20 protein-coding genes are annotated in these 17,220 nt (G+C 62.3%); 12 read left to right on the top strand and 8 right to left on the bottom strand.

The window, feature by feature from the left end:
* Positions 1–9 precede the first annotated feature (9 nt).
* The 4 genes from V5F66_RS14620 to V5F66_RS14635 form a co-directional block, all read right to left on the bottom strand.
* A complete protein-coding gene (locus V5F66_RS14620; RefSeq protein WP_012113102.1) occupies positions 10–1,098 on the bottom strand; it encodes an ABC transporter permease in 1,089 nt (362 codons plus the stop codon).
* Between the two features lie 70 nt (positions 1,099–1,168).
* A complete protein-coding gene (locus V5F66_RS14625) occupies positions 1,169–2,572 on the bottom strand; it encodes a CmpA/NrtA family ABC transporter substrate-binding protein (RefSeq protein ID WP_394094109.1) in 1,404 nt (467 codons plus the stop codon).
* Positions 2,573–2,902: 330 nt separating this feature from the next.
* On the bottom strand, positions 2,903–4,150 hold the full coding sequence (locus V5F66_RS14630; RefSeq protein WP_394052812.1) for a CmpA/NrtA family ABC transporter substrate-binding protein: 1,248 nt from the start codon (positions 4,148–4,150) through the stop codon (positions 2,903–2,905).
* On the bottom strand, positions 4,147–4,755 hold the full coding sequence (locus V5F66_RS14635) for an ANTAR domain-containing response regulator (protein WP_012113105.1): 609 nt from the start codon (positions 4,753–4,755) through the stop codon (positions 4,147–4,149). Before V5F66_RS14635 ends, V5F66_RS14630 begins: the two co-directional genes overlap by 4 nt.
* 532 nt (positions 4,756–5,287) lie before the next feature.
* Here V5F66_RS14635 and V5F66_RS14640 point away from each other — a divergent pair.
* Positions 5,288–6,589 carry a tyrosine-type recombinase/integrase gene (locus V5F66_RS14640; RefSeq protein WP_394094110.1) on the top strand — a complete coding sequence of 434 codons (1,302 nt, stop codon included), beginning with the start codon at positions 5,288–5,290 and terminating at the stop codon, positions 6,587–6,589.
* A 36-nt stretch (positions 6,590–6,625) separates the two neighbouring features.
* Here V5F66_RS14640 and V5F66_RS14645 read toward each other — a convergent pair whose 3' ends face one another.
* Entirely contained in the window at positions 6,626–6,886 is a 261-nt protein-coding gene (locus tag V5F66_RS14645) for a helix-turn-helix domain-containing protein (RefSeq protein WP_394094111.1), read from the bottom strand.
* A 151-nt stretch (positions 6,887–7,037) separates the two neighbouring features.
* On the opposite strand from V5F66_RS14645, the gene V5F66_RS14650 reads away from it, so the two are divergent.
* The 4 genes from V5F66_RS14650 to V5F66_RS14665 all read left to right on the top strand — a co-directional run bounded on the left by V5F66_RS14650 (position 7,038) and on the right by V5F66_RS14665 (position 9,667).
* The gene (locus tag V5F66_RS14650) at positions 7,038–8,015 is read left to right on the top strand and encodes a helix-turn-helix transcriptional regulator (protein WP_394094112.1); all 978 of its coding nucleotides are present in this window, start codon (positions 7,038–7,040) and stop codon (positions 8,013–8,015) included.
* Positions 8,016–8,070: 55 nt separating this feature from the next.
* Positions 8,071–8,517, top strand: a complete 447-nt coding sequence (locus V5F66_RS14655; protein ID WP_394094113.1) for a hypothetical protein — start codon at positions 8,071–8,073, stop codon at positions 8,515–8,517.
* Between the two features lie 17 nt (positions 8,518–8,534).
* Positions 8,535–8,972, top strand: a complete 438-nt coding sequence (locus V5F66_RS14660) for a hypothetical protein (RefSeq protein WP_394094114.1) — start codon at positions 8,535–8,537, stop codon at positions 8,970–8,972.
* Positions 8,973–9,481: 509 nt separating this feature from the next.
* Complete coding sequence (locus V5F66_RS14665) at positions 9,482–9,667, top strand: hypothetical protein (RefSeq protein ID WP_394094115.1); 186 nt, start codon at positions 9,482–9,484, stop codon at positions 9,665–9,667.
* A 16-nt stretch (positions 9,668–9,683) separates the two neighbouring features.
* On the opposite strand, the gene V5F66_RS14670 is transcribed toward V5F66_RS14665, so the two are convergent.
* Positions 9,684–10,577 (bottom strand): hypothetical protein, encoded by an 894-nt coding sequence (locus V5F66_RS14670; RefSeq protein WP_394094116.1) that lies wholly within the window; start codon positions 10,575–10,577, stop codon positions 9,684–9,686.
* Complete coding sequence (locus tag V5F66_RS14675) at positions 10,578–11,822, bottom strand: MBL fold metallo-hydrolase (RefSeq protein WP_394094117.1); 1,245 nt, start codon at positions 11,820–11,822, stop codon at positions 10,578–10,580.
* 465 nt (positions 11,823–12,287) lie between these two features.
* On the opposite strand from V5F66_RS14675, the gene V5F66_RS14680 reads away from it, so the two are divergent.
* The 3 genes from V5F66_RS14680 to V5F66_RS14690 all read left to right on the top strand — a co-directional run bounded on the left by V5F66_RS14680 (position 12,288) and on the right by V5F66_RS14690 (position 13,513).
* Positions 12,288–12,479, top strand: a complete 192-nt coding sequence (locus V5F66_RS14680; RefSeq protein WP_394094118.1) for a MerR family transcriptional regulator — start codon at positions 12,288–12,290, stop codon at positions 12,477–12,479.
* Entirely contained in the window at positions 12,479–12,859 is a 381-nt protein-coding gene (locus V5F66_RS14685; protein WP_394094119.1) for a hypothetical protein, read from the top strand. Before V5F66_RS14680 ends, V5F66_RS14685 begins: the two co-directional genes overlap by 1 nt.
* 381 nt (positions 12,860–13,240) lie before the next feature.
* Positions 13,241–13,513: a hypothetical protein gene (locus tag V5F66_RS14690; RefSeq protein ID WP_394094120.1), complete on the top strand. Its 273-nt coding sequence runs from the start codon at positions 13,241–13,243 to the stop codon at positions 13,511–13,513.
* A 105-nt stretch (positions 13,514–13,618) separates the two neighbouring features.
* On the opposite strand, the gene V5F66_RS14695 is transcribed toward V5F66_RS14690, so the two are convergent.
* A complete protein-coding gene (locus V5F66_RS14695) occupies positions 13,619–14,467 on the bottom strand; it encodes a hypothetical protein (RefSeq protein WP_394094121.1) in 849 nt (282 codons plus the stop codon).
* A gap of 156 nt (positions 14,468–14,623) precedes the next feature.
* On the opposite strand from V5F66_RS14695, the gene V5F66_RS14700 reads away from it, so the two are divergent.
* The 4 genes from V5F66_RS14700 to V5F66_RS14715 all read left to right on the top strand — a co-directional run bounded on the left by V5F66_RS14700 (position 14,624) and on the right by V5F66_RS14715 (position 17,164).
* A complete protein-coding gene (locus tag V5F66_RS14700; RefSeq protein ID WP_394094122.1) occupies positions 14,624–15,628 on the top strand; it encodes a PGN_0703 family putative restriction endonuclease in 1,005 nt (334 codons plus the stop codon).
* 99 nt (positions 15,629–15,727) lie between these two features.
* Positions 15,728–15,952 carry an AbrB/MazE/SpoVT family DNA-binding domain-containing protein gene (locus V5F66_RS14705; protein WP_229646284.1) on the top strand — a complete coding sequence of 75 codons (225 nt, stop codon included), beginning with the start codon at positions 15,728–15,730 and terminating at the stop codon, positions 15,950–15,952.
* On the top strand, positions 15,949–16,386 hold the full coding sequence (locus V5F66_RS14710; protein WP_394094123.1) for a type II toxin-antitoxin system death-on-curing family toxin: 438 nt from the start codon (positions 15,949–15,951) through the stop codon (positions 16,384–16,386). Before V5F66_RS14705 ends, V5F66_RS14710 begins: the two co-directional genes overlap by 4 nt.
* Before the next feature lie 268 nt (positions 16,387–16,654).
* On the top strand, positions 16,655–17,164 hold the full coding sequence (locus tag V5F66_RS14715) for a hypothetical protein (protein WP_394094124.1): 510 nt from the start codon (positions 16,655–16,657) through the stop codon (positions 17,162–17,164).
* Positions 17,165–17,220: the final 56 nt, after the last annotated feature.

Here is a 17,220-nt window from a genome sequence, read left to right on the forward strand (position 1 = left end):
GGCGCCCTCCTACCGGTTGGCCGAGAAGGTGAAGGCCGACTGCAGCGCATACATGATGCGGTCCAGCATGAAGCCGATGATGCCGATGGTCAGCACCGCCACCATGATGCGGGCGAGCGAGTCGGAGGATCCGTTCTGGAACTCGTCCCAGACGAACTTCCCGAGGCCGGGGTTCTGCGCCAGCATCTCCGCGGCGATCAGCACCATCCAGCCCACGCCCAGCGACAGGCGCAGGCCGGTGAAGATCAGCGGCAGCGAGGACGGCAGCACGAGCTTGCGGATGGTGGTCGTGGTCGACAATTGCAGCACCTTGCCGACATTGACGAGATCCTTGTCGATCGAGGCAACGCCGAGAGCGGTGTTGATCAGTGTCGGCCACAGCGAGCACAGGGTCACCGTGACCGCCGAAATGACGAGGGATTTTGGAACCGCCGCGCTGGGATCCAGATAAAGCGCGGAAACCACCATGGTCACGATCGGAAGCCAGGCTAGCGGAGACACCGGCTTGAAGATCTGCACGAGCGGATTGATCGCCCCCGCAAAGGTCTTCGACAGGCCAGACGCAATGCCGAGCGGAACGGCGATCACGGTGGCAATGAGAAAGCCGAGCCCGACCGTGACGAGAGACGTGAAAATCTGATCCACGTAGGTCGGCTTGCCGGTATAGGCCCGCTGCTTGACCTGGTCCGCCTTGCCGTCGGCGACGAGCTTGGCGTTGCGTTCGTCCTGCCGGCGATAGAATTCGGCCTCCTTCTGCCGCTCCGCCGAATGGTCGGCGAGGAGCGCGCCGGCCTGCTGCCAGACGGCCAGCGGACCGGGGATCGCGCCGAGCGAGGTGTGGACCCGCGGGGCCAGGAACCCCCAGGCGGCGAGGAACAGGGCGATGCCGATCAGGGGAATGATCAGCACGCGCTTGATTTCCCCAAGCTGCTCGCGCGGATTGTCGCCGGCGGCGATCTTGAGAATGGGCGTCACCCAGGCAAAGCCAAGGGCATCAAGCCATTTGGCCGCCTTGTTGATCCGTGTGAAAAGCACGGCCCCCCTCTGCGCCGATGCCGCGCTGGAGGCAGATGCAGTATTTTGGGCAGCATTCGACATGATGCGTCCTGATCTGGCTGTAGGTCCGGTCGGGGCCAGAGGCGTCGCGCGCCGGCCCCGTGAGGAGCGATCAACGATTGACGATCTCACTTCCTTCCATGACCTGCTTCGACTTCAGGCCGATGGGGAGAGAATCGATGTAGCTGTTCGGCTTGCGGCCGTCGTAGGTGACGCCGTCGATGAAGTCGGACGTCGGCGCCCGGTAGCCATCGGAATCCCAGGGGAAGTCGGCCTGCTTCGCCTTGCCTTCCTCAACCAGGAGTTTCGCCGCCTTCAGGTAGAGGTCCGGGCGATAGACCTTGGTTGCGACATCCGAGTACCAGGCATCGTCCTTCGTTTCGGGGATCTGCCCCCAGCGACGCATCTGAGTGAGGTACCAGACGGCGTCGGAATAGAAGGGATAGGTGGCATTGTAGCGGAAGAAGACGTTGAAGTCCGGGACCTCCCGCTTGTCACCCTTCTCGTATTCGAAGGTTCCGGTCATCGAATTGGCAATGACGGCCGCGTCCGCGCCGACATATTCAGACTTCGACAGAATCTTCACCGCTTCCTTGCGGTTGGCATTGTTGTTCGCGTCCAGCCATTCGCCAGCGCGGATCAGAGCCTTGGTGAGGGCAATGGTCGTGTTCGGATACTTTTCAGTAAACGCCTTGGTCAGGCCGAAGACCTTCTCCGGATTGTTCTTCCAGATTTCGTAATCGGTGACGACCGGCACGCCCACGCCCTTGGCCACGGCGGCCTGGTTCCAGGGCTCGCCAACGCTGTAGCCATTGATGGTTCCAGCCTCGAGCGTCGAGGGCATCTGAGGCGGCGGCGTCACCGACAGCAACGCGTCAGCCTTGATCTGGCCGGACAGATCATTTTTCGAATAGAATCCGGGATTGATGTTGCCGGCCGCCAGCCAGTAGCGCAGCTCGTAATTATGGGTCGAAACGGGAAACACCATCCCCATGTTGAATGGCTTTCCGCTCGCCTTGAATTTTTCAATGACCTTCTTCAGGGCGTCGGCCTTGATCGGATGGACCGGCTTTCCATCCTTCATCTCGACATAGGGCTTCATCATCTCCCAGACCTCGTTGGAAACGGTGATGCCGTTGCCGTTCAGGTCCATGGAGAAGGGAGTCACCAGTTCCGCCTTGGTGCCAAAGCCGATCGTCGCCGCGAGCGGTTGGCCGGCGAGCATCTGCGCGCCATCGAGTTCGCCGTCGATGACACGATCAAGCAGAACCTTCCAGTTTGCTTGCGGCTCCAGGGTTACATAGAGCCCCTCATCTTCGAAGAACCCCTTTTCCTTGGCAATGGCGAGGGGGGCCATGTCGGTCAATTTGATGAAGCCAAGCTTCAACTCGTCTTTTTCAAGCTTGAGCGGTGCTGCGCCAGCCAGCGAGATGGCAAAAGGCATTGTCGCAAGGGCCGCCAAAGCGGCAAGCATCACGCGGCGGCTGACAGAAATGCACACGGAATCGATCTTCATCGATATCTCCGACCGCCCGGACTGCAAGGCAGCCCGTGCTGTTGATTCTGATGGGGAGTGTGGCCGACAACCAGCTGTCGCCTCCGAAACCTCGGAGCGAACATTATTCTGGCGGCAACTCTGCCTGAATGCGCCCAGCGTCAGACGCGATATCGGAGGGCCAGCGTTGGCCTTGGAGAATGAATAAACCAGTTCGCCGTCCGAGCACAAGCGGAAAAGCGACGTGGTCTCAATACGTTAGGCGTAGGTGCAGCGCACAAAAAATATGCATCGCCAGCTTATGGATTGGGCATTTGATGCTCTGAATTGACAATGCTGCACAAGGTGCCGTCAGCGCGCGCCTAAGTGTTGATCGCAGGATGTCTGATCGGAGATGTAAGCTTCAATCCGCTCCGGATCGAAAACCTTGTCGTCGAAAAAACCATCCGGTCCGAGCAGGAGATTTGCGCCCGAGGCGCCCACGAAGGTCTCTTCGCGCAATGCGCCCTCGACCTTCATGTTCGCGCCCGGAAGCGATGCTCCGAGCGGCAGGAGGGCCGATCGGTAAAGGTCGGGGCGATAGGTGTCGCGGGCCACGGCCTGGTTCGCCGGGGTATGGGGCACCTGTCCCCAGCGGACCATTTGCGAGTAGAACCACAGGGCATGGCTCTTCCAGGGGAATGTCGCGGCCTTGGCGAGGGGCACGAAAAAGTCCTCGACCCGGATGGTCCGGCCTCCGGCGCTCCCCATCACGCCTGACAGCGCCGGCAGGATCCATTCCTGCGGCGTCCCGACGTAGTCGGCGCCCGCCAGCAGGGCCGCGAGTTCGGCGTGGTTGTTCACATCGGCGCACCATTGGGCCGCGCGGTAGATGGCCCTAAGAAGCGCCGCCAGCGCTTCGGGATTCGCCATTGCCCAGTCGGCGTCGGCGCCGAGCACCTTTTCCGGGCTGGACTTCCATATGGCCGCCTTCGTGGTGGCGATATGGCCCGTTCCGGAGAGCGCGGCCGCCGTGTTCCAAGGCTCGCCGACACAATATCCGTCGATGGAGCCGTCGTTGAGCGCGGCCGTCATCATGGGCGGAGGCACGATGACGATCTCGACATCCTCCTCCGGGTCAATGCCGCAGGCGGCGAGCCAGTAGCGCAGTTCGTAATTGTGCGCGGAATGCGGGTGGACCACGGCAAAGCGCAATGGCGGAGCACTGTGCGTCCTGCGGGCGGCGATCACTTTCGCAAGGGCGGCGCCGGCCGAGCGCGGCTCCATGTCGGAGGTCGCGCCGAATTCGGCCATCTTCTCCCAAAGCGCCTTCGATGCCGTGATGGCATTGCCGCCGAGCCCGAGCGCCATGGGTGCGATCATGCGCGAGGCAAATGGGGTCAATCCCAGATTGCACGCGATCGGCATGGGAGCGAGAATATGGGCCACCTGAAAATGACCGACTGCGATCCGGTCGCGAATGTTGGCCCACGAGGTTTCGCGCACGAGCGTGAGGGCGACATTCTCGGCTTCCGCGAAGCCCTTGGCCGACGCCGCGACCAGCAGTGCGCTATCGAGCAAGGGAATGAAGCCGGCCGTGATTTCATAGGCTGCGGTCATTTCTGTCGCTCCGATGTCGGGTCCAGCAGAGTCGCGGCGATGATGAGCCCGTGCGCAATGTCGACGATCTTGCGGTTTCGGTTCATCGCCGTTTTGCGGAGCAGGGCATAGGCCTCCGGCTCTGAAAGGTTGCGAGCGTTCATGATGATGCCCTTTGCCCGCTCGATCGTCCGTCGGTTCTCAAGCTCGTTGCGCGCTTCTTCCAGCTCGCGCTGCATGCTCGTGAATGCATTGAAACGGCTGATCGCCATGTCGAGAATGGGCTTCACGCGCTCCTTCTTCAGGCCGTCCACGATATAGGCCGAAACGCCGGCATCGACGGCGCGTTCAATTGAAGCCTTGTCGGCACGGTCGACGAACATGGCGATGGGGCGTTTGACGACGCGCGAGAGCTGGAACATGTCTTCCAGCATGTCGCGATTTGGATTTCCAAGGTTGATGAAGATGACCTCGGGCGAGAATTCCGAAATCTTGGCGGCGATGCCCCTGATCTCGGTCTCGATCCTGACGTTGCGGTGACCGGAGTCGTGCAATCCCGCCTCGATGATCGAGGCTCGGATAGGGTTCTCATCAATCACCAAAATACTCAGTGAACGCTCGGCCATGGCCCATCGTAGGGAGGGGGCGACCCATTGTTCAATGCGCCGGGCGGATATTTTTCGATATTGCCCCCATCGTCGGGGCCGACACTTCGGTGGCGCACGCTGCTGCGATCAACGCCCCGCGCCGTGCACGCGGGGACGGGTATGAGCCCGCACGACTTTCGTCGGCATCGCGCTGCGCAGAGCGCGGGGGCGGGGGGCTGAACGCGTTTCTCCGACGAAATCACATCGTTCGCCGGATAAGGACTGCGACGGGCCCTCGCCAGGATGCCGGCCGTCGCCGACGCATGCATCCCAAGCGCGTCCCAGAAATGCGAAAGCCCCGCGGAGGGCGGGGCTGGACCTTCGAAAGAAATGGCGCTCCCAAGGGGAATCGAACCCCTGTTTTCGCCGTGAGAGGGAGAATGCATGGGCATCGGCGGACCAGGGTGGATCCTGCTAGATCATTGAATCACAATATGTTAATCTCCTCCCGTTCGCGAGAATCCGCTGACGTTCGTCTCCACTTACTCCCCAAAATCTTCCCATTCTTCCCATGGCCCGCACCGTCCGAGATACAGCCCTCGAAACCCGCACCGCCCGAGCACGACTAGCCGTGCGGGGCGAGCCCTATTGGAAACAGCTCGATGGCGGGCTCGCCCTCGGCTATCGGCGGAAGAAGAGTGGCGGCAGCTGGCTGGCCCGGCGATGGGATGGCGAGCGCAAGCGCTACACGGAACATGCGCTCGGCTCGACGGACGACGTGCAGGATGCGGATGGCGTCGCACACCTGTCCTTCAGCCAAGCCCAGGCGGCGGCTCGCGGCTGGTTCCAGGAAGAGGAGCGCCGTGCGCTGGGGCTCTCCGCCAGCGCCGGCCCCTACACCGTGGGCGACGCCTGCGACGACTACATCGCCCATTATGTGGGGAAAGGCGGCCGGTCGGAATATGCCACCCGCCGGGTCATTGAGATCCACATTCGTCCGTCGCTCGGCGGTGTCGAGCTGGCGAAGCTCACCACGCGCCGCATCCGCGATTGGCATCGGGGCATCGCCACCGCACCCAAGATGGTCCGCACCAAGAGCACCGCCAAGGAACGGGCCACACAGGCGGTGGATCATGACGACACGGATGCGGTGCGCTCACGCCGCGCCACCGCCAATCGCATCCTCACGGTGTTGAAGGCGGCCCTGAACCACGCTTGGCACGAACGGCACATCAGCAGTGACGAAGCGTGGCGCGCAGTGAAGCCCTTCGCCGCGGTGGATGCGCCGGTGATCCGCTATTTGAAGCCCGCCGAATGCACGCGGCTGGTGAACGCTTGTGCGGAGCCACTTCGTTCGTTGGTGCGCGGTGCACTGCTGACAGGTGCGCGATATAGCGAGTTGGCCCGCTTGAAGGTTGTGGACATCGATCTCGATGCTCGCACGGCCGCAGTGCGGGAGGCGAAAGGGGGCAAGCCTCGTCACATCGTCCTGACCGACGAAGCCACGGCGCTGTTCCGCAGTCTGACCCATGGCAAGGACGGCAGCGCGCTGGTGTTCGCGCGCGATGACGGCGGCCCCTGGAAGCCGGCGCAACAGACCCGGCCGCTGGCGGAGGCCTGCGCTGCGGCGAAGATCGTGCCGGCCATCGGCTTTCATGTGCTCCGTCACACCCATGCCAGCACTTTGGCCATGGCCGGGGTGCCCATGGGCGTGATCGCCGCACAGCTCGGGCATGCGGACACGCGCATCACCGAGAAGCACTACGCCCACCTCGCGCCGTCCTATGTGGCCGACACTATCCGCGCGGCCTTCCCGAAGCTGGGCATTGTGCCCGAGAGCAATGTGAAGGAGTTGGCGCCTAAGAAGGGGTGAGGCCTGGTGGTCAGAACCAGCGACTGCCGCTCTTGGTCACTCTCCCGGTTCTGCGCGAACTTGCTCCAGAATGCCGATTGCGTCGAACCCAATGGCGTCGGCGAGCGCCAGGTACTCGATGACGTCGATGCGCCGTTCGTTGCGTTCGATGTCTGCGATGTACGACTGCGGCCGACCGAGTTTTGCCGCGACCGCCGCCTGTGACAGCCCAGCCGCCTTGCGCGCCTCAATCATGAGTTCGCGCAGTCTGGCGTAACGGGGCTGACGAAGGTCGCGCGGCAATTCCAGCATCCGCATGGGGGAGCGGACGCCGAAATAATCGGCTTTTCAGATAATCGAGATTTCAGATAGAATCTCGCATTGCCGGGCTCAGGCTTCGCCAATAGGTTGCATCATTGGGTGGTGCCCTGCTCCTGTGGCGGTCACCGGATAATTGCGGGCTTACGTCATGCGTTTCGACAAGGTGCGGGCGTCGCTTGAACTCGCATTGAACCTGGCTGCTTCATCCACCGGCCTCAGTCTGGAAGAGATCAGCGTTCGGCACGGCGTATCCCGAAGCACGGCGGAGCGCATGCGCAATCTCGTCGCCGATATGTTCGGGCCGCTAGAGCGCATGCACGACGGCAAGATCGTCCGCTTCCGGCTTCCCAATCTCCCCAAGGGGGTTCAGTTCATCGCCACGCCCACGGCCGCGGAATTGGCGGAGTTGCGCAATCTCGCCCAGGCCATGCGGGCGCGCGATCCCGCGCGCGCAAGCCTGTTGGACAGCCTCTCCCAGAAGATCAGTGCCGGCCTGCGCGCGGCGGACCGTCGGCGCCTGGAACCGGACGTCGAATTGCATCTGGAAACCGAGGTCTGGGCGCATACACCGGGGCCGGCACAGCTCTGCAAGCCCGAGGTCCTCAAGGCCATACGAGATGCCATCCTCGCCGCCCGTCTGCTCGAAATCCGGTATCGGAAGGTCGGCGACGAAACACCGCGGAGCTATAGGGCCATCCCCTATGGACTGATCTTCGGTCGGTCCCACTATCTGGTGGTGGGCTTTCCCGATAACGACCAGCCCCACCAGCTCCGACTGGACCGCATCGACTCCGTTGCTGAACTGGAGGAGCGGGCGAGCCGCCCGGAGGGCTTCAGCCTGCGCGCCTATGCGGAGCGCTCATTCGGGTTCTTCCAGGAGGAGCCGGAGCCCATCGAACTGGTGTTCGACCCGTCGATTGCACCGGAGTTCAGGGACCAGTCCCTGCATCCCGATCAGAGGATGGAAATGCTGGCGGATGGCAGCCTGCGTGTGACCTTCGAAGCGGGAGGTTTCACCGAGCTCGCACAATTTCTGACCCCTTACGTGAATATGGTGAAGGTGATGAAGCCGGAGCGGCTGAGGGGGCTGATGGGCGCGGCGACAGTCGAGCCGGGCCAACCCTGATCGGCCCTGGTCCGGTTGCTGATCCAGCTGAGTTCACGATCAAGGGGAGCGCGTCATGCGCCGTTTGGCTATTCCGGTCGGGCTTCTGGCTTCGATATTTATCGCAGGTACAGGCTTTCTTTTGGGGCCGGGCGCTAGCTACGCCCTGAACCGACAGCTGGAGCCGATCCAGCCGGGGCTCTATTCATCGGGGCAGGACGGTGGCTGCGATGACCCGGACAGTAAGGACCGGATGCTCATCACTAAGTCCGAGATTCATCTCTACGAGACCCACTGCCGCATCCGCCGGATCTCCGCGCAGGGCTATTTCTACGAGATCGACACCGATTGCGAAGCCGTGGGAGAGCGGGGGAGCATCAAATTCGAGATTGCTCCGCTTTATCTCGGCACCCTCGCTGTCCAGCTGAGAAAGGGTGGCCTGATGTCGGGGACCGGCGACCCCATCCTCTACCGCCTCTGCGTCGTGCCGCAGCACAGCCCGAAGGCCGACAACTACCGCTGAAGCAAGGAGGCCACACCATGACGGCACATGTGACCGAGCCCGCCCAAGCCCCGGATGAGGTGCGGGAGAACGGGGCTGAGCCTTCAGCGGCGTGCGTGGGCATCTTCTGGTTCGTCATGCGTGGTGGCCGGCCGGAACTCGCCTCCTGCAAAACGCCGTGGCAGGAGGCGGAGGACTACGGAGACTTCAAGACCGAGTCCACTGCCCACTATGAGTTCTGGCCGACCCTGCAGCGCAGGCTCAAGGTGATCGGAGAATACGAGGATTGGCCGCGTGGTCGCGTCGTCTACAACGTGCGGGACGACCGCTTCACGGTCTATATCGACCGACAGCTTGCCGGAGCCCCCTTTAAGGCCCATCTGCTGGCCCACTTCGCCCTGCCTGCGGACAAGACCACGTTCGCCTTCGACGCCCATTACAGCGGCGCGAAGTTCAAGGTGAAGGGGCAGCCCTGAAGCCCGCCCGCACCCGCACATCTCACAGTTCCGGCCGGTTTGACGCTCCCTAACACTTTGGAAAGAGAGCGCTCCTCTCAGCCGGTTCTGCCGATAGGCGGGCTCGCGCGAGGACAACGAGGTGTAGCTCAGGGGAGGGGTGCGCTCTCCCGGAACCGCAGGAAAATGGAAGCGATGTCCGGCAACACGAAGCTCTCCTGGCCCGTTCGCACCATCGACTTCGAGGCGAGTTCGCTGGAAGAGGGCAGTTACCCCATCGAGGTGGGCCTCGCCGTCTGGTCTCGGGAAGGCGACCCCATCACGGTCTGGTCCACCCTGATCCGCCCCACCGACGACTGGCGCCGCTTCGGCCATTGGAGCCCGGCTTCCCGCAAGGTGCACGGCATCGCCATGAGCGAACTGGCCGGCGGCGCACCACCGTCAGAAGTGGCGAAGACGCTGAACGAGACGCTGGGGATGGCTTCGTCTGGTGCGATGGCGGTCCCTACGACGCCCATTGGCTGCGCACCTTGTTCAGTGCCGCCGGCATCAGGCCCAGCTTCGTCCTCGGCAACTGGGCCGGCTTGCTGCGGACCCTGCCGGAGCGGTGCCGCGAACGCGCCATGGCGGCGGTGGAGGAAGCCCCGCCTCGGCACCGGGCCGGGGCGGATGCAGAGCAGCTCTTGCGGGCGCTGGCGGCGGGCATCGCAGCATGAGCCCGACACCGGGAGCCTACAGCCTGATGTCGCCGGGGTTGCCGCGCGCGAGGATTTCGATGTCCTTGAGCTGCTCCGCATTGGCGGCCAGCAGCTTCTTCCACGCCCCATCGCGCTGGTCGGCATCGAAGCCATAGACGATGAGGCGCACATCGGGAGGGGACGAGAGGGAGAGGGGAGCGCCGTCCGCCACATTGCGTACCGCCGGGGCCACCATGCGGGCGCCGCCGCTCATGTCGGCGAAGGCGACGAGATGCCGGGCGATCAGCCGATAGGTCTCGATGACCTCTGAAGCATGCTGCGTCAGGCGCGTCCGGTAGTTTTCGATCTGCTTGACCACGTTCTTGTCCCCCGCCGTGCGCAGCTCCGGATTGCCGAGAACCTTGGCCTCCCAGAACACCAGCTTCACGCCGTCCTCGGTCTCGTTGAAGGTGGCGATGTCGATGCGGGGCACGCTGCGGCTGCCGGGCTCAGCGGGGAAGGCGACCTCCACATCAACCACGTTGGGATTGGCGCTGACGATCGCCTGCACACCCTCCTTCTCCTCGCCCGCGAACAGGCCCGCCGCCCGCTTCAGCTTGCCCAGCGTCTCGCCCGGCACATAGGCGCGGGTCAGCGCATCGAAGCCATCCAGGGCGAAAGCGCCGGTCTCGGCGTCGAGCGCGACCTGGCCGGAAAGATCCGGGTTGAGCAGGTACTTGGGGTGTGTGGTGGCGACGATGCGGTCGTGCTTCATCTCCACCTTGAAGATGGACTGGCCGCGCCAGTAGACGTTGAGATAGTCGTCCCGCACGCCGATGACGAGGCTCTTGTCGTGGAGGACATCCCGCCACCAGCTATCCTTGGTCGCAAGCTCCGCAAGGGCCTCGATCATGCCGCTCTTGCGGATGCCACGCTTGAACCCAGCCATTCAGACCTCCCACCATTCGCCGTCGTGCCGCACGAAGACGTTCTCGAACAGGGACGGGAACCGGTCCGCCTCAAAGGTGTGGATCGGCACCAAGACCCGCGGCGCGATGGCGCCCGCGAGCCGCTTCAGATCGGGGATGGAGGCGTGGCCCGAGGTATGGATGACCTCAAAGCCGACGCCGTGCGCCTTCAGCTTTGCGAGGAGCGCGGCGATCTTCTCATCCTTCAGATAGCCAGCCCATTGCGACCAGATGGCATGGGCACCCGAGAGGCAGTCGGCTTCGAGCAGATCGTCGAGCAGGCTGCCGCGAAACAGCAGCACATAGCGCTCGGGATGCGCTGCGAGGTCTTCCGGATAAAGGCGACCGCTCTTGTGCCGCTCGATCAGGTCGAAGCGCTCGGCTTTCTTCACCTTCACCCGCTGGTGCCACGGGGTGAACATGGCGACCTCAGGCCAGGACGTCTGGGGAATGCTGTCCCTGCCCGTCGCGTGCAGCATCTCGGCGGCATAGAGATCAACCACCAGCGTGCGCCCGCTGCGCTTCGCCGCGCGGAAGATGGAGACCACGCGGTCGATGTTCTGGGCCGATGCGGCCACCAACGCCATGCCGGGCGTGCGACGGATAACGTCCGTCAAAGCGGCCTCTATCTCGGTCTCGGTGGGAAAACGCGCGTCTTCATCCAGCCGTCCGAGGCTCGATCCCTCCATCAGCATCACGTCGATGCCTCGGGGCGGCCGGCTCACCAGCTTCTCGAACAGGGCGCCCTTGCGGCCGTGGCTGCGGATGTCGCCCGAATAGAAGAGGCGCCGCCCGCCTGCTTCGACTGTCAGCGCATAGGCGTCGAACGCCGAGTGGTCGACCAGATGCGGCGTGATTGTAAATGGGCCGATACACAGTGGCCGGCCATCCGCGAGGTGTTCGGCCGCCGAGATGGCCGGCAGGTCGCGAATGAAGAAGGCGGAGGCGTTCAGAATACGTTCGGTGGCCGCGCCCAGGAAGATGGGCAACCCTGCATGAGCCCGCCCGAGCAATCCCCAATGGTCGCGATGGCCATGGGAAATCACGACGCCGAGCAGCGACGGGTCGGGCTCCGAGAAGCCGGGTACAGGCGGAAGCGCGGCTTCATCATTGGCATCGCCATCCAGAGGCAGGCCGCAGTCGAGCAGAAGGCGTTGCCCCTGCGCTTCCAGCTCAATCACGGAGCCGCCGATCTGCTTTGTCCCGCGATGGATACGCGCCCGCATGCTTCCCCCAACCACCGGACGCGAACCCCGGCAAATTGCCGCCGTCCGCTCCAGACAGATCGCGGTTGAGCGCTACCACGCCGCTACGTCAAATCCGGATGCAGGAGGCGACGGGCGCCAAGCGGAGTCGTGGACAGCGATCTTGTCGATGTTCGTCCGGCCCCTGCCGAGCGCGCGTGGGATGGCGAATGCGAGCACCCGCACTCAGCCTTGGCGGACGCGCTGTGTTCCCAGCGCCTATCCAGGACCCTACAAGCTGATTGTCTGGATACCGTTATCGGGTTGCGGCCAATGCTGCCGCAGCTCCGGCCCGCCCCCGACGGCCTGCTTTAGTCCGACGGCCAAGCCTCCGCGTAGAGGTCCCGCCCAATTGCTTCGAAGCCCAGCAAAAAAATCGCGACCGCGATGAGTCATCCGCGAAGCCGCCTCTATATCGTCGGAGCCAACATCAAATGGAGGCTGAATATGGCAGAAGAAAACGGGCATGGTGCCCTCTCAGTTCTGCAGTTTTGTAAGTGGGCCGGGATCGGCCGGTCACTCGCCTACAAGGAAATCGAATCCGGACAGCTGAAGATCAAGAAGGTCGGCCGCCGCACTCTGGTCACCATGGATGCAGCTCGGGACTGGCTCCACGCACTGCCTGGCGGAGCAGGGTGATGGAGGAGCGTAACCGAGCCGCGGCCTGCTCCGGACAACCGCCGCACGAGGACCAGCCAAACATGCCAACGGAGACGTCGCCATACGAGGTGGAAACCTACCAGCAGTTTGTCCGTGAAATCTTCGATACGGAAGAGTTTTCGGAGATGTTATTCATCTTCAACATTCCTTTCCGCATGGATGAGGATCAGACCTACTTCAAGGTGCGCGACCTGACTTTCTATCCCGGAAAGGGTTTGATTGTCCGTGACGGTCAAGTGCTTGAACAGAAAGGGATTGACGGCATGCTCGAGCTGCTCGGCCACAGCCGCGACGAGCTTCCGCCACCCCCCGATCTTTCTTGGCTGCCTTCCTTCGGATTGACGGCCAAAAAGGATTGACCTCTAAAGCGATAGCCGGACAAGGCCCCGTCTCCTGAAGCCAAGGGAGACGGGGCCTTTTTTGTCGGTGCAGCCCCCGGGTCACGCAATTAGAGCGAACGCTGTATCGGTGCCCCGTCGAGGCTTCTAACGATGATTGCCCGCTCCCGAAGCGCACGAGCTTGTCTGAGCCACACCCCAAACGCGACGCAGGTCATCGGTGTTCAGGCTGCGCGTCACGCGCAATATCGCAATACCCCCCTTCGATCACGATCGGTCCACCCACCATCCACCCACCATCCACCCACCAACATCTCCATGACCACCAGCACTCCCCCTAGCCCCAGCACCAATGCCCCCCTGCGCCCAATGCTGAGCAGGAGCGGGCTAAAGGAGGAAACCGTGCCCAAGACCACGATCCAGACTGATGCCCCTCTCCCCGATGATCCGCCCAAAATGGTGCAGGCCATCGACCGCCTCAACAGCCTCGGGATCATGTTCGAGCGCAAGACCCTGTACCAGCTCAAGATTGACCAGTGGAATTTCTACCCCGGCCGGGGGACCATCGTTCGTGATGGCGGCTTGCCCGAGGAGGACCGGGGCCTGGAGGCATTGCTTGCGCGGTTGGCCAAGAAATGGGGTTCCAATCGCGTTAGCCAAAAATGCCCCTCCTAATCCATTGATTTATCGATCGCTTCGCCGGGCTCCAGGCGGAAGATGGGATACGGAGGCTCCGCTTATTGAGTATCTTCATAAGCGGAGCCTCCGTAAACGGCCTAATCAACACGGCTCTAAAATGGGGAATTTTGTCGCCATGCGCTCCGACTGGCCGCGTTTATACTCCGCATCCGTATAGCGCTCTTCAAAGGGCGCACGGTTGAAGGAAAAGGGCGGCTGGTAGCCCGCCTTGCTTCGGGCATCCGGGCCGAGTGACCGTGATGTCAGCACCCTCCGCATTTCGACCCGCCCGGTTTCTCTGCGCCAAACGCCAGCCAATGTATTCAGGTCAGTATTCTTTTGCCCATTAATCGGTTTTTCCTTGGGCATTAGCCTGGGGTCGAGGCCCTTCATGCAGTACTGGAACCAACGCCACTGGCTATGCACCGAATCGTCGCGATGAAAGCGCGCGTTCATGAAGCTCTCCGTGCCATCAGAGCCGTCTGATGCATTGTCAATATTGTGCCACCATCGGTGAAAATCCTTTCGATACCGATCCGGCACATGTAGTGCTAAATGTGTGTGGTATCCAAGCGTCTTCCCGTTTTCATGCACTGCGTAATAGAATGCAGAAAGGTTTCGGTGTGCCATAAACTTGCGAAATCGATCGAGGAACCTTTCCAAATTTTGGGTAACAGCCTTGGCGCTGACGATATTCGCCACCTTCCACGCTATCGTCAGTTCTACGTTTAGAACGACGCCCTGATAGTTTGCAAAAAGTATAGAACTGTAAAGTTTGATGGCCTGATCGCGGCTAATATACTTGGTTGTCGCTGGGGGCGCCTTCCGCCAAGTGAATTCGGCTGAACGAGCGCCAACGGGAAAGGCCGGCGCAAAATGAGCGCCAAAGCGCGCCGTGACCTGCGGCTGAGTTGCAGAAGGCGGGAGGGGCTGAGAAGTCGGAAGGGACATCCGAAGGTGACTCCAGGCAATTTATCCAAACGCCTGGGGGATGCCCAAGCTTTAAACATATAGTGTTTTGCTGAAATTTCAAGTTGGCGCAGGTCTGCGTTATATTGTCGCTGATGCGCGGGAAGCTTCGTCACCAATAAGCGTTTTGGTGACGAAATGACTGAAAATAAAGACACTTACGGCAATATACATCTCCCCCTTGTGCCGCGGGATATTCTCCAGAGGCATCACGTGTTTGAGGCGGGGGATACCCGATTTGCGAGCTGTGCGCGCCTTTTGCAATCTTTGTGGCGTGCAGGGCGTGGACTTGCTGCCGGCCGGCATCGAGGGCGGGATGGGCGCCTCCGCGTCCTGGGCAGTCGCCTGGATCCCGCGGATGCGCGTCGTGGCCGTAATTTCTTGACGCCGGACATCGCCCGGCTGGCTCGCCGTGCCGTAGCCTATCGAGAATATGGCGCCCTCATCGATGAGCAGCGCCTGTGGGAAAATCTCCTGTCGAGCCAGCCGCTCACCTTCAACCTGTTCGCACTGTGCCAGGTGGACGAGGAGCGCTGCCATCGGCTCTTCGAGCGCCTCTTCCCCGGCTTCTTCGCGAAGGTGGAGAAGTTGGCCTTTGAGCACTCGCCGGGCCGTGGTGACCCGCGCTATCTTGGCGACTACACCGCCTTCGACCTCTTCGTGAGCGGTACCGGCCCAAACGGTCGGCCCGCCTTCATCGCCATCGAGGTCAAGTATTCGGAGGATATGCGACAGCCGGGGCGGAGCGGGTCTGCCCGGTATCGGGAACTCACCCGTGCCTGCGCCCTTCATCTCGATCCCGAGGCGCCGAGCCTTTTGACCGGTCACCTCGCCCAGCTCACCGCCGAGCATCTCCTGGCCGCTCTGATCCGGGAGCAGTGGGGGCAGGGTGCTCATGGCCTCTTCGTCACGATCGCGCCTGCCGCCAACCGGGAGGCCTGGTATGCCGTGGAGCTTTACCGCTCCATGCTCGACCGCCGACCTGACGGGGTACCCTTCATGGCGCTGGCCTTGGAGGATGTGATCGCGGCCGTTGGCGCTGCGGGCGACCCCGACCTTTCCGCGCGCCTGCATGCGCGGTACACGGACTTCTCGCCGGTTCATCGTCTCATCGACGACTGGGAGCCCTTCACCGAGGCCTGATTGGGCTGATGCAGGTCCGCTCTGCTGGGCGCGGAAGCGGACCTGCCTTGACGTCCCGCGTTCGTTCATACATCTGTACATACGGAAGGAGCCATCGCCATGGTCGCACTCAAGCTTGGAAGGATCGGCAATTCGGTCGGCGCCGTGCTGCCCAAGGAGGTGTTGGCCCGCCTCAAGGTGGAGCAGGGCGATACGCTCTATCTGACCGAGACGCCGGATGGCTATCACCTCACGCCCTACGAACCCGAGTTCGAGGCGCAGATGGAGGAAGCCCGTAAGATCATGAAGAAGCGGCGCAACGTGCTGCGTGAGCTGGCGAAGTGAACGAGCCGGCCGTCCGGCAGGAACCGCGCTGGGTCACAAAGGCCGTGGTGCTCGCCGTTCATGACGCCCAGCTCGCGGAGCATGGCGGCGGCAGGGGCGTGCGCGACGAGGGGTTGTTGGAAACAGCCCTTGATCGCCCGAAGAACCGTTACCATTACATGCAGCAGGACGAAGCCAGCCAAGAGCAGTTGTCCGCCTCTGACGTGGCGGCCCTGGCAGCTGCCTACGCCTACGGCATCGCCAAGAACCATCCCTTCGTGGACGGCAACAAGCGCACCTCCTTCGTGGTGTGCGAGCTGTTTCTCGCCCTCAACGGCTACGATCTGACTATGGATGATGCCGCAGCGGTGACAACATGGTTGGCGCTGGCCGCGAGTGAGTTGACCGAAGATGACCTCGCAATAAAAATAGAGGCATCGCTGAACATAGGGTGACATTCTGTTTAGATAACGCGGCGCTTACCCTGAACAGGTGCCCGGTGTTTTGACGCAGACGATACTTCTATATGAGTTGAGCCGACGCGCTTCTGCCCGGCAGCGTCTCATGCCCGGCCTGGCTCCCTCCGTCTCAATGCCAGAAGCAGTACTTTCCCTCCCCTTCTATCCTCGTCCAGCGAATATCATCGTTGGGTCTTCTCTCGACCTGCTCCATAACACCACCCAGGCCGGGGTGAGGCGCTCTTCTCACGCGAGAGGTCACCTCATGTTCCCGCACGTTTCCTCAGCCCACCGGCGTCCGCTGCTCGTCCGGCACCGCCGTCTTATTCATGCGTCGTCGGAAGCCATCATCGGAGCTTGGTGCAATCCGGCTCTCTTCGCCTCGCTCGACACGACCGAACCCCACATGGGCGTCACGTTCAGCATCGATCCCGCAGCCACGCACCGCGCCAGCATCACCCTTGGCGCTCCCCACGCCGATACCCAGGAACGCCTGCCCCTCTGCATGAGCTATCAACCTGCGGGCTCGGGCCGCGAACATTATGTGGCCGGTCCCATTGACGACTGGTACGCAATGCGACTCTGCCTGACGCTGTCACCGACCCTTCATCTCGTCGCAAGCGCCGACAATGGACCGACCACCCCGAGGACCTTCTGCAGTCTTTCGTTCGGCGCCATGGAGAGCGTCGTCTCTCAGCGATGGGCGATGCGGTTCCTGGTGGACGCGCTACCGTTGTTGGCCGAAGGATTGACGGGCCGAGGCCGTGCCGGGTGACGGCGATGAGCACTACGTTTTCGCTGTAGCGATCCGATGAATAAGCTGCACTTGAA

It is taken from the genome of Xanthobacter versatilis (assembly GCF_043193975.1).
Taxonomy (GTDB): domain Bacteria; phylum Pseudomonadota; class Alphaproteobacteria; order Rhizobiales; family Xanthobacteraceae; genus Xanthobacter; species Xanthobacter autotrophicus_E.

Bases quoted from the DNA above. Each gene is read 5' to 3' on its own strand.
- V5F66_RS14685 (WP_394094119.1), top strand. From the start codon at position 12,479: ATGGAGGAGCGTAACCGAGCCGCGGCCTGCTCCGGACAACCGCCGCAC.
- V5F66_RS14715 (WP_394094124.1), top strand. From the start codon at position 16,655: ATGTTCCCGCACGTTTCCTCAGCCCACCGGCGTCCGCTGCTCGTCCGG.
- V5F66_RS14660 (WP_394094114.1), top strand. From the start codon at position 8,535: ATGACGGCACATGTGACCGAGCCCGCCCAAGCCCCGGATGAGGTGCGG.
- V5F66_RS14640 (WP_394094110.1), top strand. From the start codon at position 5,288: ATGGCCCGCACCGTCCGAGATACAGCCCTCGAAACCCGCACCGCCCGA.
- V5F66_RS14645 (WP_394094111.1), bottom strand. From the start codon at position 6,886: ATGCGGATGCTGGAATTGCCGCGCGACCTTCGTCAGCCCCGTTACGCC.
- V5F66_RS14630 (WP_394052812.1), bottom strand. From the start codon at position 4,150: ATGACCGCAGCCTATGAAATCACGGCCGGCTTCATTCCCTTGCTCGAT.
- V5F66_RS14700 (WP_394094122.1), top strand. From the start codon at position 14,624: ATGACTGAAAATAAAGACACTTACGGCAATATACATCTCCCCCTTGTG.
- V5F66_RS14680 (WP_394094118.1), top strand. From the start codon at position 12,288: ATGGCAGAAGAAAACGGGCATGGTGCCCTCTCAGTTCTGCAGTTTTGT.
- V5F66_RS14620 (WP_012113102.1), bottom strand. From the start codon at position 1,098: ATGTCGAATGCTGCCCAAAATACTGCATCTGCCTCCAGCGCGGCATCG.
- V5F66_RS14625 (WP_394094109.1), bottom strand. From the start codon at position 2,572: ATGAAGATCGATTCCGTGTGCATTTCTGTCAGCCGCCGCGTGATGCTT.
- V5F66_RS14655 (WP_394094113.1), top strand. From the start codon at position 8,071: ATGCGCCGTTTGGCTATTCCGGTCGGGCTTCTGGCTTCGATATTTATC.
- V5F66_RS14675 (WP_394094117.1), bottom strand. From the start codon at position 11,822: ATGCGGGCGCGTATCCATCGCGGGACAAAGCAGATCGGCGGCTCCGTG.
- V5F66_RS14705 (WP_229646284.1), top strand. From the start codon at position 15,728: ATGGTCGCACTCAAGCTTGGAAGGATCGGCAATTCGGTCGGCGCCGTG.
- V5F66_RS14695 (WP_394094121.1), bottom strand. From the start codon at position 14,467: ATGTCCCTTCCGACTTCTCAGCCCCTCCCGCCTTCTGCAACTCAGCCG.
- V5F66_RS14650 (WP_394094112.1), top strand. From the start codon at position 7,038: ATGCGTTTCGACAAGGTGCGGGCGTCGCTTGAACTCGCATTGAACCTG.
- V5F66_RS14635 (WP_012113105.1), bottom strand. From the start codon at position 4,755: ATGGCCGAGCGTTCACTGAGTATTTTGGTGATTGATGAGAACCCTATC.
- V5F66_RS14670 (WP_394094116.1), bottom strand. From the start codon at position 10,577: ATGGCTGGGTTCAAGCGTGGCATCCGCAAGAGCGGCATGATCGAGGCC.